The sequence below is a fragment of the Pseudomonas sp. H9 genome (genome assembly GCF_004353925.1).
Classification (GTDB): domain Bacteria; phylum Pseudomonadota; class Gammaproteobacteria; order Pseudomonadales; family Pseudomonadaceae; genus Aquipseudomonas.
Window position 1 is genome coordinate 52,026 of record NZ_SMOK01000008.1, and the last position, 17,738, is coordinate 69,763.

Consider the following 17,738-nt stretch of genomic DNA (forward strand, 5'->3'; position numbering starts at 1 on the left):
GATTTCCTGTAACCCTGGCTACGCGGCCCAAAAAGCCGTATTGCGCATGGGTGCCGGAATTTCTGGATGAGCGTCCCGGACACCCATTTGGGACCACTGATGAGGGTAATAACTGTGCTTGAAGCCTACCGCAAACACATCGAAGAGCGTGCCGCCCTGGGCATCGTGCCCCAGCCGCTTAACGCCGAACAAACCGCAGGCCTGGTCGAGCTGCTGAAAAACCCGCCCGCTGGCGAAGAAGCCGTCCTCGTCGACCTGATCACCAACCGCGTTCCACCAGGAGTGGACGAAGCTGCCTACGTCAAGGCCGGCTTCCTGTCTGCCGTCGCCAAGGGCGAAGCCAAATCGCCTCTGATCGACCGCAAGCGCGCCACCGAATTGCTGGGCACCATGCAGGGCGGCTACAACATCGCCACCCTGGTCGAGCTGCTGGACGATGCCGAACTGGGCGCCGTCGCCGCTGAACAACTGAAGCATACCCTGCTGATGTTCGACGCCTTCCACGACGTGGCTGAAAAAGCCAAGGCCGGCAATGTTCACGCCAAGGCCGTGCTGGAATCCTGGGCTGCTGGCGAGTGGTTCACCGCCCGTCCGGCCATCGAGCAGAAGTACACCCTGACCGTTTTCAAGGTGCCAGGCGAAACCAACACCGACGACCTGTCCCCTGCCCCGGACGCCTGGTCGCGCCCTGACATCCCGCTGCACGCCCTGGCCATGCTGAAAATGGCCCGTGACGGTATCAACCCTGAGCAACCAGGCTCGGTTGGCCCGCTCAAGCAGATCGAAGAAGTCAAAGCCAAAGGCTTCCCGGTTGCCTACGTCGGTGACGTTGTCGGTACCGGTTCTTCGCGTAAATCCGCAACCAACTCGGTACTGTGGTTCTTCGGCGACGACATCCCTTACGTACCGAACAAGCGCGGCGGTGGTTTCTGCTTCGGCACCAAGATCGCCCCGATCTTCTACAACACCATGGAAGACGCCGGCGCCCTGCCGATCGAATTCGACTGCACCGACCTGGCCATGGGCGACGTCATCGACGTTTACCCGTACAAGGGTGAAGTGCGCCGTCACGGCAGCGACGACCTGGTTACCAGCTTCCAGCTGAAAACCGAAGTTCTGCTCGACGAAGTCCGCGCTGGCGGCCGTATCCCGCTGATCGTCGGCCGTGGCCTGACCGAAAAAGCCCGCGCTGAACTGGGCCTGGGCCCAACCGATCTGTTCAAGCTGCCTGAAGCCCCGGTCGACACCGGCAAGGGCTACAGCCTGGCACAGAAAATGGTTGGTAAAGCGTGCGGCCTGCCAGAAGGCAAAGGCGTGCGTCCTGGCACCTACTGCGAACCGAAGATGACCACCGTCGGCTCTCAGGACACCACCGGTCCAATGACCCGTGACGAACTGAAAGACCTGGCGTGCCTGGGCTTCTCTGCTGACCTGGTCATGCAGTCGTTCTGCCACACCGCTGCTTATCCGAAGCCAATCGACGTCAACACCCACCACACCCTGCCGGATTTCATCCGCACCCGTGGCGGCGTGTCCCTGCGTCCAGGCGACGGCATCATCCACAGCTGGCTGAACCGCATGCTGCTGCCGGACACCGTTGGTACTGGTGGTGACTCGCACACCCGCTTCCCGATCGGCATCTCCTTCCCGGCCGGTTCCGGCCTGGTCGCCTTCGCCGCAGCCACTGGCGTTATGCCGCTGGACATGCCGGAGTCGGTACTGGTGCGCTTCAAGGGCAAACTGCAACCAGGCATCACCCTGCGTGACCTGGTCCACGCCATCCCTTACTACGCCATCCAGAAAGGCCTGCTGACCGTTGAGAAGAAAGGCAAGATCAACGCCTTCTCCGGCCGCATCCTGGAAATCGAAGGCCTGGACGAACTGACCGTCGAGCAAGCGTTCGAACTGTCTGACGCCTCGGCTGAACGTTCTGCCGCCGGTTGCTCGATCAAGCTGCCAGAGAAGGCTATCGCCGAGTACCTGCAGTCGAACATCACCCTGCTGCGCTGGATGATCAGCGAAGGCTACGGCGACCCACGCACCCTGGAGCGTCGTGCTCAGGCGATGGAAGCCTGGTTGGCCAACCCAGTACTGCTGGAAGCCGACAAGGACGCCGAATACGCCGAGATCATCGAAATCGACCTGGCCGACGTCAAAGAGCCTGTGCTCTGCGCGCCGAACGACCCGGACGACGCACGCCTGCTGTCGACCGTACAGGGCGAGAAGATCGACGAAGTGTTCATCGGTTCGTGCATGACCAACATCGGTCACTTCCGCGCTGCCGGTAAGCTGCTGGACAAGGTCAAAGGTGGCATCCCTACCCGTCTGTGGCTGGCTCCGCCAACCAAGATGGACGCTCACCAACTGACCGAAGAAGGCTACTACGGCATCTACGGCAAGGCTGGCGCGCGCATGGAAATGCCAGGCTGCTCGCTGTGCATGGGTAACCAGGCACGTGTGCAGACCGGTTCGACCGTGGTCTCCACTTCGACCCGTAACTTCCCGAACCGCCTGGGTGACGCCACCAACGTCTACCTGGCCTCTGCCGAGCTGGCGGCTGTTGCCTCGATCCTGGGCAAACTGCCAACCGTCGAAGAGTACATGGAATACGCGAAGAACATCGACAGCATGGCTGCCGACGTTTACCGCTACCTGAGCTTCGACCAGATCGCCGAGTTCCGTGAAGCTGCTGCGAACGCCAAGATCCCGGTTGTTCAAGCCTAAGCTGACTTAGCGTAAAAAAACCCCGCCAATTGGCGGGGTTTTTTTTAGCTCTTGTGGGAGCGGGCTAGCCCCGCGAAGCGATTTTGCAGATAAACCGCAATCGCGGGGCAAGCCCGCTCCTACCGGTCAGAACGCGTCGCCAGGCACCCGCACCCATCCTTCCATCAGCACGCGTGCACTGCGGCTCATGATCGCCTTGGTGACAGTCCACTCACCGTTCACCTGACGTGCTTCAGCCCCCACGCGCAGCGTGCCCGAAGGGTGACCGAAGCGCACGGCGCTGCGCTCACCACCACCGGCCGCCAGGTTCACCAGCGTGCCCGGCACCGCAGCGGCAGTACCGATGGCCACAGCCGCAGTCCCCATCATGGCGTGGTGCAGTTTGCCCATCGACAACGCCCGCACCAGCAGGTCGACGTCACCGGCCGCTACGGTCTTACCGCTGGACGACTGGTAAGTGGTCGGCGGCGCGACAAAGGCCACCTTCGGGGTGTGTTGACGCTTGGCAGCTTCATCGACGTGAGCGATCAAGCCCATACGCACGGCACCATGGGCACGAATGGTCTCGAAACGAGCCAGGGCTTCAGGGTCACCATTGATGGCTTCCTGCAGCTCGGTGCCGGTGTAGCCAATGGCCTCGGCCTGAATGAAGATGGTCGGAATACCGGCATTGATCAGGGTGGCCTTGAGGGTACCGACACCCGGCACCTCAAGGTCATCAATCAGGTTGCCGGTCGGGAACATCGAACCGCCGTCACCGTCTTCATCGGCAGCCGGATCCATGAATTCGAGCTGCACTTCGGCAGCCGGGAAAGTCACGCCATCCAGTTCGAAATCGCCGGTTTCCTGAACTTCACCGTCAGTGATCGGCACGTGGGCAATGATGGTCTTGCCGATGTTGGCTTGCCAGATGCGCACGGTGCAGATGCCGTTTTGCGGTACTCGACTGGCGTCTACCAGGCCTGCGCTGATGGCAAACGAACCGACTGCTGCCGAGAGGTTGCCACAGTTGCCGCTCCAGTCGACGAACGCCTTGTCGATCGACACCTGACCAAACAGGTAATCAACGTCGTGCTCAGCCTTGGTGCTACGCGAAAGGATCACGGTTTTGCTGGTGCTGGAGGTAGCACCGCCCATACCGTCAATCTGTTTGCCATAAGGATCGGGGCTGCCGATCACTCGCAGCAACAGCGCATCACGGGCCGAGCCTGGAACCTGAGCGCGTTCGGGCAGGTCTTGCAGACGAAAGAACACACCTTTGCTGGTACCACCCCGAATGTAGGTGGCGGGAATCTTTACTTGAGGTACATGTGCCATGGTTGGATTCCTGATCGTTCTCTTGAGGGGATCGCGGGGCAAGCCCGCTCCCACCAGGCCGGTGGGAGCCGGTTTGCCCCGCGATATGCCCTACCTCAAACTGCCGCCGATTCCAGGAAGTCCTGGGCAAAGCGCTGTAGCACGCCACCCGCTTCATAGATCGACACTTCTTCTGCGGTATCCAGGCGGCAGGTCACCGGCACTTCGACACGCTCACCGGTGTGGCGGGTGATGACCAACGTCAACGTGGCGCGCGGGGTACGCTCACCCACCACATCGAAGGTCTCGGTGCCGTCGATTTCCAGTGTTTTGCGGTTCACGCCCGGTTTGAACTCCAGCGGCAGTACACCCATACCCACCAGGTTGGTGCGGTGAATACGCTCGAAACCTTCAGCAACAATGGCTTCGACACCCGCCAGGCGCACGCCTTTGGCCGCCCAGTCACGGGACGAGCCCTGACCGTAGTCGGCACCGGCAACGATGATCAGCGGCTGCTTGCGATCCATGTAGGTCTCAATCGCTTCCCACATGCGCGTGACCTTGCCTTCCGGCTCGATCCGCGCCAGCGAACCTTGCTTGACCTTGCCGCCTTCCTGAACCATTTCGTTGAACAGTTTCGGGTTGGCGAAGGTCGCGCGCTGAGCCGTCAGGTGATCACCACGGTGGGTAGCGTAGGAGTTGAAGTCTTCCTCCGGCAGGCCCATTTTCGCCAGGTATTCGCCAGCAGCACTGTCGAGCATGATGGCGTTCGACGGCGACAGGTGGTCGGTGGTGATGTTGTCAGGCAGCACCGCCAATGGGCGCATGCCCTTGAGGGTACGCTCACCGGCCAGGGCGCCTTCCCAGTACGGCGGACGACGGATGTAGGTGCTCATTTCACGCCAGTCGTACAGCGGATCAACTTTAGGACCGGTGTCTTCTTCAATGGCAAACATCGGAATGTAAACCTGGCGGAACTGCTCCGGTTTAACCGATTTTTTGACCACTGCGTCGATCTCTTCGTCGCTCGGCCAGATGTCTTTGAGGCGGATTTCCTTGCCATCAACCACCGCCAGTACATCTTTCTCGATGTCGAAACGGATGGTACCGGCAATCGCGTAAGCCACTACCAGCGGCGGCGAAGCCAGGAACGCCTGCTTGGCATACGGGTGGATACGCCCGTCAAAGTTGCGGTTACCCGACAACACGGCAGTGGCGTACAGGTCGCGGTCGATGATTTCCTGTTGAATGACCGGATCCAGCGCGCCCGACATGCCGTTGCAGGTGGTGCAAGCAAAGGCGACGATGCCGAAACCGAGCTGTTCCAACTCTTGATCAAGGCCGGCCTCTTTCAGGTACAGGGCAACCGTCTTGGAACCCGGCGCCAGCGACGACTTGACCCAAGGCTTGCGGATGAGGCCGAGCTTGTTGGCATTACGCGCCAGCAGGCCAGCCGCGATCACGTTACGCGGGTTACTGGTGTTGGTGCAGCTGGTGATGGCGGCGATGATCACTGCGCCGTCCGGCATTTGCCCCGGCACTTCTTCCCACTGACCGGCGATGCCCTTGCTGGACAGGTCGCTGGTGGCCACGCGCGCGTGCGGGTTGGATGGGCCGGCCATGTTACGCACAACACTGGACAGATCGAAGCGCAGCACGCGCTCGTACTCGGCGTTGGCCAGGCTGTCGGACCACAGGCCGGCTACCTTGGCGTAGGTTTCGACCAGCTTGACTTGCTCATCGTCGCGACCGGTGAGGCGCAGGTAGTCGATGGTCTGCTGATCGATGGAGAACATCGCCGCCGTGGCACCGTATTCCGGGGCCATGTTGGAAATGGTGGCGCGGTCGCCGAGGGTCAGGGCACGGGCACCTTCACCGTAGAACTCAAGGTAGGCACCGACGACTTTTTCCTTACGCAGGAATTCGGTCAGGGCCAGCACCACGTCAGTGGCGGTGATACCTGGCTGCGGCTTGCCAGACAGCTCGACGCCGACGATTTCCGGCAGGCGCATCCACGAGGCACGACCGAGCATAACGTTCTCGGCTTCCAGGCCGCCGACACCAATCGCGATCACCCCCAGGGCATCGACGTGCGGTGTGTGGCTGTCGGTGCCGACACAGGTATCAGGGTAAGCCACGCCACGGTCGGCATGGATAACCGGCGACATCTTCTCCAGGTTGATCTGGTGCATGATGCCGTTGCCGGGCTGGATCACATCGACGTTCTTGAACGCCTTCTTGGTCCAGTTAATAAAGTGGAAACGGTCTTCGTTACGACGGTCTTCGATGGCACGGTTCTTCTCGAACGCCTGCGGGTCGAAACCACCGCACTCCACCGCCAGCGAGTGGTCAACGATCAGTTGCACCGGCACCACCGGGTTGACCTGGGCCGGGTCACCGCCCTTGTCGGCGATGGCGTCACGCAGACCGGCGAGGTCGACCAGCGCGGTCTGGCCAAGAATGTCATGGCAGACGACGCGCGCAGGGAACCAGGGGAAGTCGAGGTCGCGCTTGCGTTCGATCAGCTGGCTCAACGAAGCGTTGAGGGTGGCCGGATCGCAGCGGCGTACCAGGTTTTCGGCCAGTACGCGCGAAGTGTAGGGAAGCTGGTCATAGGCGCCGGGCTTGATCGCATCAACGGCCGCACGGGCGTCGAAATAATCCAGGCCAGTGCCCGGCAGGTTCTTGCGAAATTCAGTATTCATGGCACAGGACTCAATCACGGTAAGGTCGGTGGCGACTGCCCTTCCTGCCCCTGTGGGAGCGGGCTTGCCCCGCGATGCGATATTGCAGACAGATCGCAATCGCGGGGCAAGCCCGCTCCCACATGACGGGGGGACGCGGGCCTAACGCCAGGCTCAGCGCTGTTCGATTGGCACGAACTTACGCTGCTCAACGCCGGTGTACTCGGCGCTTGGACGGATGATGCGGTTGTTGGCACGCTGTTCGAACACGTGGGCTGCCCAGCCGGTCAGGCGCGAGCAGACGAAGATCGGGGTGAACAGCTTGGTCGGAATACCCATGAAGTGGTACGCCGAGGCATGGTAGAAGTCAGCGTTCGGGAACAGTTTCTTCTGCTCCCACATGGTCTTGTCGATCGCCTCGGACACTGGGTACAGCACAGTGTCACCGACTTCGTCGGCCAGCTGCTTGGACCAGCCCTTGATCACCTCGTTACGCGGGTCGGACTCTTTGTAGATCGCGTGGCCGAAGCCCATGATCTTGTCTTTGCGCTCGAGCATTTGCAGCAGTTCGGCCACAGCATCCTGCGGGCTCTGGAAGCGTTCGATCAGCTCCATGGCCGCTTCGTTGGCGCCGCCGTGCAGCGGGCCGCGCAGCGAGCCGATGGCGGCAGTGATGCAGGAATACAGGTCCGACAGGGTCGAAGCGCAGACGCGAGCGGTGAAGGTCGAAGCGTTGAACTCGTGCTCGGCGTAAAGAATCAGCGAGACGTTCATCACTTTGACGTGCAGCTCGCTTGGCTTCTTGCCATGCAGCAGGTGCAGGAAGTGGCCGCCAATGGTGTCTTCATCGCTGGTGCAGTCAATGCGCACACCCTGATGGGTGAAGCGGTACCAGTAGCACATCACTGCCGGGAACAGTGCCAGCAGACGATCAGTCTTGTCGCGCTGCTGCTCGAAGGTCAGCTCCGGCTCCAGGGTACCGAGTACCGAGCAACCGGTACGCATGACATCCATTGGGTGAGCATCGGCAGGAATGCGCTCCAGCACTTCCTTCAGCGCCTGCGGCAGGTCGCGCAGGGTCTTGAGCTTGCCTTTGTATTCAGCCAGCTGGGCGGCGCTCGGCAGCTCTCCGTAGAGCAGCAGGTAGGCCACTTCTTCGAACTCGGCGCCAGCGGCCAGGTCACGAACATCATAACCGCGGTAGGTCAGGCCGGCTCCGGCCTGGCCTACGGTCGACAGTGCGGTTTGCCCGGCCACTTGACCACGCAGGCCGGCACCACTGAGTACTTTTGCTTCGGCCATGTCTTTCTCCACTCTTGAATTTGTTATGGAATCTTCAGGCTAATGCTGCAGTCGCGGGGCAAGCCCGCTCCTACATCAGGCTTTTTTCTGGGCGAACAACGCGTCGAGGCTCTGCTCGAAGGCGTGGTAGTTGATGGCATCGTACAGTTCCATGCGGGTCTGCATGGTGTCGATGACGTTCTTCTGGGTACCGTCGCGACGCAGTGCGGTGTAGACATTCTCGGCCGCCTTGTTCATGGCGCGGAACGCCGACAGCGGGTACAGCACCAGCGAGACGTCAACCGAGGCCAGCTCTTCGGTGGTGTACAGCGGAGTAGCACCGAATTCAGTGATGTTGGCCAGAATCGGCGCTTTGACGCGATCGGCGAAGGTCTTGTACATCGACAGTTCAGTGATCGCTTCCGGGAAGATCATGTCGGCACCAGCCTCGATGCAGGCGGCGGCACGGTCCAGGGCTGCGTTCAGGCCTTCAACTGCCAGTGCATCGGTACGAGCCATGATCACGAAGCTGTCATCGGTACGCGCGTCGACGGCGGCCTTGATGCGGTCAACCATTTCCTGCTGGGAAACGATCTCCTTGTTCGGGCGGTGGCCGCAACGCTTGGCACCGACCTGGTCTTCGATATGAATCGCGGCAGCGCCGAACTTGATCATCGACTTGACGGTACGGGCAACGTTGAATGCCGAGGAGCCAAAGCCGGTGTCTACGTCTACCAGCAGCGGCAGGTCGCACACGTCGGTGATACGCCGCACATCGGTGAGCACGTCATCCAGGCCGCTGATGCCCAGGTCTGGCAGGCCCAGGGAGCCGGCTGCTACACCGCCACCCGACAGGTAGATGGCCTTGAAACCGGCACGCTTGGCCAGCAACGCATGGTTGGCGTTGATCGCACCGACGACCTGCAACGGGTGCTCGGCGGCGACGGCATCACGAAAACGCTGGCCGGGACTGCTTTTCTGACTCATGACTCACCTCGTGGGCTGTTGGCGTCCAGGTAGTGACGCTCGATATTGCGTTTGGAAGCGCCGATGTGACGACGCATCAAGAGCTCGGCCAATTCACCGTCACGGTCGGCGATGGCATCGAGAATCCGGTGGTGTTCAGCGAACGCCTGATGGGGACGGTTGGGCGTGGCAGAAAACTGAATGCGGTACATGCGCACCAGTTGATACAGCTCGCCGCAGAGCATCTGCACCAGCGTGCGGTTGCCGCTGCCTTGAATAATGCGGTAGTGAAAGTCGTAATCGCCTTCTTGCTGGTAGTAACCCAACCCCGCCTGGAACGTTGCGTCGCGCTCATGGGTGTCGAGCACCCGGCGCAGCTCGTCGATCTCGGCTACGCTCATACGCTCGGCAGCCAGACGGCAGGCCATGCCTTCCAGGGATTCACGGATTTCATACAGCTCGATCAATTCGGCATGGCTCAACGACACTACGCGGGCGCCGACATGCGGCACGCGCACCAGCAGACGTTGGCCTTCCAGGCGGTGAATGGCTTCGCGCAGGGGCCCGCGGCTGATGCCGTAGGTGCGTGCCAACTCAGGCTCCGAGATTTTGCTACCCGGTGCGATCTCACCCTTGACGATAGCCGCCTGGATGCGCCGGAAGACGTTTTCCGAAAGGGTTTCGGAATCTTCAGCAATTGCGCCAGGCGCTTGGGCTGTGTCCAGCATATTGTCGACACCTCACAAATCAATGAAGCCAAAACTAGCCAAATTGGCGAGAGGAGTCAAAGACAAAATGAATATTGTCGACAATCGTCTAAGAACGAACTTCACCACGCTCGCTGTTGTCAGAGTGCAGCCGCTGGCGCCATGACACCAGCGTGATAGAATGCCGCGCCTCACACAGGGCATGAACAGTGTGATTGTCATCACTTTGTGCTGATGACAACTAAACGAGGAAGCTTGCGCAGCATTGCCAGTGGCCTTGACCCGAACATCGCACAGCACCGCGCCAGGATTTATGAGACTTACGCCCCTTCTACTGTTGCTCAGCCTGCTTCTGCTACCTGCCCTGAGCCAGGCCTCGGAAAAGACCGTATACGGTCTTAATGAATACGCCCGCCTTGCCGATATCGACCTGGAGGTTGCCGCCAAGCTCGATACCGGGGCCAAAACCGCCTCACTCAGCGCCCGCGACATCAAACGCTTCAAGCGCAATGGCGAATCCTGGGTGCGCTTTTACCTGGCAATTGACGCCGCCCATGCGCATCCGATAGAACGACCCCTGGCCCGTGTCAGCAAGATCAAGCGACGCGCCGGCGATTACAACCCGGACGAAGGCAAAGCCTATACCGCTCGCCCGGTGATCGAATTGAACATCTGCATGGGGACGGCCCAACGTGTGATCGAAGTGAACCTGACCGACCGTAGCGCCTTCCAGTTCCCGCTGCTGATCGGCTCCGAGGCGCTCAAGCACTTTGATGCGCTGGTCGACCCAAGCCTTAAATACGCGGCCGGCAAACCTGCCTGCGCCCCTGACGCACCCACCGCAGAGTAATCCCGATGCGCTCTCTTACCCTTCATCTGAAAGTCCTGATCACCGTGCTGGTGCTACTGGGCATCATTGTCACGGCCTACCAGATCTTCTTTCTCGGCATCCCGGTGACCGAAGACGAGACCGACGACCTGTGGAATATCGACGCCAAGGTCGAGTTCGTCGCCAACCCGAAAGACCCGGTCAAGGTACAGATGTTCGTGCCTCCGTTGAACCGCGACTATGTCAGCCTCAACGAAAGCTTCATCTCCAACAACTATGGTGTCAGCGTCAACCGCGTCGATGGCAACCGCAAGGTAACCTGGTCGGCCCGTCGCGCCAGCGGCAACCAGACCCTGTACTACCGCCTGGTCCTGACCAAGCGCTACAGCACCGAAAAAACCAAGATCAAGGGCCCGACCTTCCGTGACAGCCTGGCCGTGGAAGGCCCGGAAAAAATCGCTGCCGAAGCCCTGATGGCACCGATCCGCCAGCATTCGGCCGACGTCGAGACCTTTGTCGGCGAAACCATCAAGCGAGTCAACAACCTCAACGACGACAACGTCAAGCTGCTGCTGGCTGGCGACACCTCGTCGCTGAACAAGGCCAAGGTCATCGACCTGCTGCTGTCGATTGCCCACGTACCGGTGGAAAAGGTCCACACTATCCGCCTGGTTGCTGACCAACCACAAACCCCTGAACTGTGGCTGCGCAGCTTCAACGGCACCGACTGGCTGTACTTCAACCCGGATACCGGTGAACAAGGCCTGCCGAGCGACCGCCTGCTGTGGTGGACCGGCGACGACAGCCTGATCACCGTCGACGGTGGCAAAAAAGCCAATGTCAGCTTCAGCCTGAACAACAGCGAGATGAACGCCATCCGCCTGGCCAAGCTGACCGACGAGAATACCGACGCCGATTTCCTTGAGTACTCGCTGTACGGCCTGCCGCTGCAAACCCAGCAAACCTTCATGATCATGGTAATGATCCCGATTGGCGTGCTGGTCATCCTCGTGCTGCGTAACCTGGTCGGCCTGCAGACCCTCGGTACCTTTACCCCGGTACTGATCGCCCTGGCCTTCCGCGAAACCCAACTGGGCTTCGGCATCATCCTGTTTACGGTGATCACCGCGCTGGGCCTGTCACTACGCTCCTACCTTGAACACCTGAAGCTGCAGATGCTGCCGCGCCTGTCGGTGGTTCTGACGTTCGTGGTGGTGCTGATCGCCGCCATCAGCCTGTTCAGCCATAAACTCGGCCTGGAACGCGGCCTGTCGGTAGCGCTGTTTCCGATGGTAATTCTGACCATGACCATCGAACGCCTGTCGATCACCTGGGAAGAACGTGGTGGTGGCCATGCGATGAAAGTCGCCATCGGCACCCTGTTCGCAGCCTCCCTGGCGCACCTGCTGATGAGCGTGCCGGAGCTGGTGTACTTCGTCTTCACCTTCCCGGCAGTACTGCTGATTCTGGTGGGCTTCATGCTGGCGATGGGTCGCTACCGCGGCTACCGCCTGACGGAGCTGGTGCGTTTCAAAGCTTTCGTGAAGGCTGACGCTTGATGTTTGGTCTCTGGAAAACCTGGAAAGCCCTGGAGGCCCGGGGCATCATGGGTATCAACCGGCGCAATGCGGACTACGTCCTCAAGTACAACAAGCGCCACCTGTACCCGATCGTCGATGACAAGATCATCACCAAAGAGCGTGCGATCCAGGCCGGCATCCATGTGCCGGAGATGTACGGGATCATCTCGACCGAAAAAGAGATCGACAAGCTGTCCGAGATTATCGGCGGGCGCAACGACTTCGTCGTCAAGCCCGCCCAGGGTGCCGGCGGTGACGGCATCCTGGTGGTTGCCGACCGCTTCGAAGACCGCTACCGCACGGTCTCGGGCAAGATCATCAGCCACGAGGAAATCGAGCACCAGATCTCCAGCATCCTCACCGGCCTGTACTCCCTGGGTGGTCACCGCGACCGTGCCCTGATCGAGTACCGGGTGACGCCTGACCAGATCTTCAAAAGCATCAGCTATGAAGGCGTGCCAGACATCCGCATCATTGTGCTGATGGGCTACCCGGTCATGGCCATGCTGCGCCTGCCCACCCGCCAGTCGGGCGGCAAGGCCAACCTGCACCAAGGTGCTATCGGTGTCGGTGTCGACCTGGCCACTGGCGTGACCCTGCGCGGCACCTGGCTGAACAACATCATCAGCAAGCACCCGGACACCACCAACGCGGTGGACGGCGTGCAACTGCCGAACTGGGACGGCTTCATGAAGCTTGCCGCCGGCTGCTATGAGCTGTGCGGCCTGGGCTACATCGGTGTCGACATGGTACTGGACCAGGACAAGGGGCCGTTGATCCTCGAACTCAACGCCCGCCCCGGCCTGAACATCCAGATCGCCAACGACTGCGGCCTGACCAAACGCACCCACGCCATCGAAGCCCACCTGGAACAGCTGGCCAAAGACGGCATCCAGGAAACGGCGGAACAACGTGTTCGCTTCGCCCAGGAGCTGTTCGGCCACGTACCGTCCAACGCCTGATTACACGCCCTTTACCCACGTCAGCCAGCACGGCTGGCGTGGGTTCCGTAGCCAAGGTCGTCCTCAGCGCTAGGCGCTTTTCCTACACAGGACTACAATCGCCTCCCCCGCATTCATAGCTGTTACTTGCATGCCGACTTGTACGCTTCACGCCCTGCCCTACCTGGCCGACCCTGCGGCCTATTTCGAACGCATTCGCCAGGCACCCGGCGCCGTGTTGCTTGACAGCGCCCGCCCCAGCGCCGAGCGCGGACGTTTCGACCTGCTCAGCGCCTGGCCACTGCAAACCCTTACGCCAGACACCTGCGAAACAGGTGATGCTTTCCTGCAGCGCCTGCGCGCCGGCCTTGCGCAATTAGGGGCCGCGCAACTGCCAGACGGCATCGAGCTGCCCTTTGCCGGCGGTTTGATCGGTTACCTCAGCTATGACTTCGGTCGTCGCCTTGAGCATCTGCCAACACTGGCGGTAGACGATCTCGGCCTGGCCGACGCCAGCCTCGGGCTGTATGCCTGGGCATTGATCAGCGATCACCAGCTTCAGCGCAGCCAGTTGCTATTCCACCCAAGCCTGGCCGACGCCGAGCGACAGCGCCTGATCACCCTGTTTGAAACCCCGGCAACGACCAGCGCGACACGCTTTTCACTGCTGGCGCCTATGCAGGGAGATATCAGCCGCGAGACCTACCACCGCGCCTTCGACCAGGTTCAGGCCTATATCCACGCTGGCGACTGCTACCAGATCAACCTCACCCAGCGCTTTCGTGCCCCCTGCGAAGGTGATCCGTGGCACGCCTACCAGGCCGTGCGCGAGGCCTGCCCTACACCGTTTTCCGGCTTCCAGACGCTGGCCGACGGCAGCTGCCTGCTGAGTTTTTCGCCGGAACGCTTTATTCAAGTCAGCAATGGCCGGGTCGAAACCCGCCCCATCAAAGGCACGCGTCCTCGCAGCGCCGACGCCGAGCAAGACGCCCGTAACGGCGCCGAACTGCTGGCCAGTCGCAAGGACCGCGCGGAAAACCTGATGATCGTCGACTTGCTGCGCAACGACCTGGGGCGCACCTGCGAAATTGGCTCGGTCAAGGTGCCAGAACTGTTCAGCCTGGAAAGCTACCCCAACGTGCATCACCTGGTAAGTAGCGTCACTGGCCAACTGGCTGCCGACAAAGACGCCCTGGACCTGATCGCCGGTAGCTTTCCCGGCGGTTCGATCACTGGCGCCCCGAAGATCCGCGCCATGCAAATCATCGACGAGCTGGAGCCCAGCCGTCGGGCGCTGTACTGCGGCTCGTTGTTGTATGTCGATGTACGTGGCGAGATGGACAGTTCCATCGCCATCCGCAGCTTGTTGGTCAAAGACGGTCAGGTGAGCTGCTGGGGCGGTGGCGCGGTGGTAGCCGACTCGGATTGGCAGGCCGAGTATGAGGAGTCGATCACCAAAGTCAGGGTGTTGCTGGAGACCTTGCAGGGGCTTTGAAACGCATCGCGGGGCAAGCCCGCTCCCACCGACCAGGTTGGAGCGGGCTTGCCCCGCGACAGCGACCTTACAGGCTCAGCGAACGACTGGAAGCCTTGATGAACTCTTTCTTCAGGGCCTCAAAGTCATGCACCGCCGGGAACTGCGGGAACTCGCGAATCACGTTCTCTGGCGCATGGAACAGAATACCGGCATCGGCCTCACCCAGCATGGTGGTGTCGTTGTACGAGTCACCGGCAGCAATCACGCGGTAGTACAAACTCTTGAAGGCCAGCACCGATTGGCGCTTGGGATCTTTCTGGCGCAATTGATAGCCGGTCACCCGGTCCGTCTCGTCAGTGATCAGGCGGTGGCACAGCAAGGTCGGGAAGCCCAACTGACGCATCAGTGGCTGCGAGAATTCGTAGAAGGTGTCGGACAGGATCACCACCTGAAAACGCTCGCGCAACCAGTCAACGAACTCGATGGCGCCGTCCAGCGGCTTGAGTGTGGCGATCACCGCCTGGATATCGGAAAGCTTCAGCCCATGCTCATCGAGAATGCGCAGGCGCTGTTTCATCAGCACATCGTAATCAGGAATATCGCGCGTGGTGGCCCGCAGCGATTCGATTCCGGTTTTTTCCGCAAAGGCGATCCAGATTTCCGGGACCAGTACGCCTTCCAGGTCGAGACAGGCAATTTCCACAGCACACTCCTCGAACAACAGCAAAATTGGGAAGCCGCACTCTACATGCGCGGCATCCAGCCCGGCAATTTTTGTTAAGATCGCGGTATTACGAGCGCCAAGCGCCATTCAATGACCGGAAGCCGCCTGATGAGCCAACCCTTCGACGTCGCCGCCCTGGCCGCGACCTATGCCAACAAGTCCCCGCAAGACATCCTCAAACTCGCGTTCGAACACTTTGGCGACGACCTGTGGATTTCCTTCAGCGGCGCCGAAGACGTGGTGCTGGTGGACATGGCCTGGAAGCTGAACAAGAACGTCAAGGTTTTCAGCCTCGACACCGGTCGCCTGCACCCGGAAACCTATCGCTTCATCGATCAAGTGCGTGAGCAGTACAACCTGCCGATCGAAATCCTCTCTCCAGACCGCAACAAGCTCGACCCTTTCGTCAAAGAAAAAGGCCTGTTCAGTTTCTACAAAGATGGCCACGGCGAATGCTGCGGCATCCGCAAGATCGAACCCCTGCGCCGCAAGCTGGCCACCGTCAGCGCCTGGGCCACAGGCCAGCGCCGTGACCAGAGCCCAGGTACTCGCAGCCAGGTAGCCGCCCTGGAAATTGACAGCGCGTTCTCGACCCCAGAACGCACGCTGTACAAATTCAACCCGTTGGCGCAGATGAGCAGCGAAGAAGTCTGGGGCTACATCCGCATGCTTGAGTTGCCTTACAACAGCCTGCACGAACGTGGCTTCATCAGCATCGGCTGCGAGCCTTGCACCCGCCCGGTGCTGCCGAACCAGCACGAACGTGAAGGCCGCTGGTGGTGGGAAGAGTCGACCCAGAAGGAATGCGGCCTGCATGCCGGCAACCTGATTACCAAGGGCTGACTGCCCAACCGAGGCCGATCCCAGGCATGAAAAAACCGGCTCGATGGCCGGTTTTTTCATGCTCACTGCGGGTATCAATGCACCGGCAGCTCAACGCCTTCAAACAGCTCTTCCAGCTCTTGCTTGTTATGGCACTGGATAGCCTTGGCCATGACTTCGCGAGTCAGGTGAGGGGCGAACTTCTCGATGAAGTCGCACATGAACCCACGCAGGAAGGTGCCACGACGGAAGCCGATTTTGGTCACGCTGGATTCGAACAGCTCACTGGCATCCAACACCACCAGGTCGCTGTCGAGCTTGGTATCAACTGCCATCTTGGCGACGATACCCACGCCCAGCCCCAGGCGCACATAAGTCTTGATGACGTCGGCGTCAGCGGCGGTGAACACCACTTTTGGGGTCAGGCCGCGATGGTTGAACGCTTCGTCGAGCTTGGAGCGACCGGTAAAGCCAAACACGTAGGTGACAATCGGATACTCAGCCAGCGCTTCTAAGGTGAGCTTGGGCAGCTTGGTCAATGGATGGCCTTGCGGCACCACCACGCAGCGGTTCCAGCGATAGCACGGCATCATCACCAGATCACCGAACAGCTCCAGGGCCTCGGTGGCAATGGCAAAATCCACGGTGCCGTCGGCGGCCATTTCGGCGATTTGCATCGGCGAACCCTGATGCATGTGCAGGGCCACTTCCGGGTACTGCTTGATAAAATTGCTGATCACCGGCGGCAGCGCATATCGCGCCTGGGTGTGCGTGGTGGCAATCGACAAGGTGCCCTTTTTCTCGTTGGAGAATTCCTGGGCAATCTGCTTGATGCTTTCGACCTTGCGCAGGATTTCGCCTGCGGTGGTGATGATGCGCTCACCCGCTGGCGTCACGCGGGTCAGGTGCTTGCCGCTGCGGGCGAACACTTCAACGCCCAGCTCGTCCTCAAGCAAGCGGATCTGCTTACTGATGCCCGGTTGGGACGTATACAGACTCTGCGCTGTCGCGGAGACGTTGAGGTCGTGGTGCGCCACTTCCCAGATGTAGCGCAATTGTTGAAGCTTCATAGGTATCCCTCAAATCAGCTGGGCGTCACCGGCAGCAGCGACGATTTATAACTATATTAGTGGTTTGAAGAATAAATCTAGAACTATTTTGGCAGTCTAGCGGGAATCCACCGACAATGCCTTGTCAGGCCTTGCGCCGCCCCAGGTGCTGAGCCAACGGCACCATGTATACCGGTACCGGCGACAGCTGCAGCAGGCGCACTGCGGTGCGACCTATTGGAATATCAACGCCCGCCCCCTGGCTGTGGCTACCGAAGATCAGTAAGTCGACACTCAGGCGCTGTGCCTGCTCAAGAATCACTTGCGCCGGATCGCCCTGACGCACCCGAACAGCCTTGATCAGCGCCAGGTCCGCTTCTTCACCTAATTCATCTCGAAAGTTGTCAAGCACCCGCTGCTCGATGTTGGCCATCACGTTGTTGACACCCTGGCTGTGCAGTTGGTCCAGCGTGCGCTCGTCCAGATAGCTTTGCAGCAACGACTCGGCAAATTGCCCCATGGGTTCGACGGCGTGAATCACATACAGCTCAGCATTGAAGGTACGCGCCAATGCCAGCGCGTGTTGCATGACAAAAGGCGCGTATACACCGAGGTCAGTGGCATACAGCATGGAACGGATCATTCGACCTCCTTGACT

14 protein-coding genes are annotated in these 17,738 nt (G+C 60.4%); 6 read left to right on the forward strand and 8 right to left on the reverse strand.

Translation table 11 applies throughout. The features are described 5' to 3' along the window. The first annotated feature begins 114 nt into the window (after positions 1-114). Positions 115-2,724 carry a bifunctional aconitate hydratase 2/2-methylisocitrate dehydratase gene (gene acnB / locus E1573_RS06435; protein WP_133211960.1) on the forward strand — a complete coding sequence of 870 codons (2,610 nt, stop codon included), beginning with the start codon at positions 115-117 and terminating at the stop codon, positions 2,722-2,724. Positions 2,725-2,850: 126 nt separating this feature from the next. Here the strand turns inward: acnB and prpF are convergent, their stop codons facing one another. The 5 genes from prpF to E1573_RS06460 all read right to left on the reverse strand — a co-directional run bounded on the left by prpF (position 2,851) and on the right by E1573_RS06460 (position 9,679). Next, on the reverse strand, positions 2,851-4,041 hold the full coding sequence (gene prpF, locus E1573_RS06440) for a 2-methylaconitate cis-trans isomerase PrpF (RefSeq protein WP_133211762.1): 1,191 nt from the start codon (positions 4,039-4,041) through the stop codon (positions 2,851-2,853). A gap of 95 nt (positions 4,042-4,136) precedes the next feature. Further along, positions 4,137-6,725, reverse strand: a complete 2,589-nt coding sequence (gene acnD, locus E1573_RS06445; protein WP_133211764.1) for a Fe/S-dependent 2-methylisocitrate dehydratase AcnD — start codon at positions 6,723-6,725, stop codon at positions 4,137-4,139. A 153-nt stretch (positions 6,726-6,878) separates the two neighbouring features. After that, positions 6,879-8,006 (reverse strand): 2-methylcitrate synthase, encoded by a 1,128-nt coding sequence (gene prpC, locus E1573_RS06450; protein ID WP_133211766.1) that lies wholly within the window; start codon positions 8,004-8,006, stop codon positions 6,879-6,881. Positions 8,007-8,081: 75 nt separating this feature from the next. Further along, positions 8,082-8,972: a methylisocitrate lyase gene (prpB, locus tag E1573_RS06455; RefSeq protein WP_133211768.1), complete on the reverse strand. Its 891-nt coding sequence runs from the start codon at positions 8,970-8,972 to the stop codon at positions 8,082-8,084. Continuing rightward, the gene (locus E1573_RS06460; protein ID WP_133211770.1) at positions 8,969-9,679 is read right to left on the reverse strand and encodes a GntR family transcriptional regulator; all 711 of its coding nucleotides are present in this window, start codon (positions 9,677-9,679) and stop codon (positions 8,969-8,971) included. The genes prpB and E1573_RS06460 overlap by 4 nt, the downstream gene beginning before the upstream one ends. A 292-nt stretch (positions 9,680-9,971) precedes the next feature. Between E1573_RS06460 and E1573_RS06465 the strand changes: the two genes are divergently transcribed. The 4 genes from E1573_RS06465 (at position 9,972) to pabB (ending at position 14,503) form a co-directional block, all read left to right on the forward strand. Next, positions 9,972-10,508, forward strand: coding sequence for an ATP-dependent zinc protease (locus E1573_RS06465; RefSeq protein WP_133211772.1), 537 nt, complete (start codon positions 9,972-9,974; stop codon positions 10,506-10,508). Between the two features lie 5 nt (positions 10,509-10,513). Further along, positions 10,514-12,046, forward strand: coding sequence for an inactive transglutaminase family protein (locus tag E1573_RS06470; protein ID WP_133211774.1), 1,533 nt, complete (start codon positions 10,514-10,516; stop codon positions 12,044-12,046). Continuing rightward, positions 12,046-13,029 carry an alpha-L-glutamate ligase-like protein gene (locus E1573_RS06475; protein ID WP_133211776.1) on the forward strand — a complete coding sequence of 328 codons (984 nt, stop codon included), beginning with the start codon at positions 12,046-12,048 and terminating at the stop codon, positions 13,027-13,029. Before E1573_RS06470 ends, E1573_RS06475 begins: the two co-directional genes overlap by 1 nt. Positions 13,030-13,159: 130 nt before the next feature. Beyond that, positions 13,160-14,503, forward strand: a complete 1,344-nt coding sequence (pabB, locus tag E1573_RS06480; RefSeq protein ID WP_133211778.1) for an aminodeoxychorismate synthase component I — start codon at positions 13,160-13,162, stop codon at positions 14,501-14,503. 67 nt (positions 14,504-14,570) lie between these two features. Here pabB and thrH read toward each other — a convergent pair whose 3' ends face one another. Beyond that, positions 14,571-15,188, reverse strand: coding sequence for a bifunctional phosphoserine phosphatase/homoserine phosphotransferase ThrH (thrH, locus tag E1573_RS06485; RefSeq protein WP_133211780.1), 618 nt, complete (start codon positions 15,186-15,188; stop codon positions 14,571-14,573). Positions 15,189-15,317: 129 nt separating this feature from the next. On the opposite strand from thrH, the gene E1573_RS06490 reads away from it, so the two are divergent. Further along, positions 15,318-16,052 (forward strand): phosphoadenylyl-sulfate reductase, encoded by a 735-nt coding sequence (locus tag E1573_RS06490; protein WP_133211782.1) that lies wholly within the window; start codon positions 15,318-15,320, stop codon positions 16,050-16,052. 74 nt (positions 16,053-16,126) lie between these two features. Here the strand turns inward: E1573_RS06490 and cysB are convergent, their stop codons facing one another. Continuing rightward, positions 16,127-17,101, reverse strand: a complete 975-nt coding sequence (cysB, locus tag E1573_RS06495; protein ID WP_133211784.1) for an HTH-type transcriptional regulator CysB — start codon at positions 17,099-17,101, stop codon at positions 16,127-16,129. A 124-nt stretch (positions 17,102-17,225) separates the two neighbouring features. Beyond that, positions 17,226-17,723: a universal stress protein gene (locus E1573_RS06500; RefSeq protein WP_133211786.1), complete on the reverse strand. Its 498-nt coding sequence runs from the start codon at positions 17,721-17,723 to the stop codon at positions 17,226-17,228. Positions 17,724-17,738 lie beyond the last annotated feature (15 nt).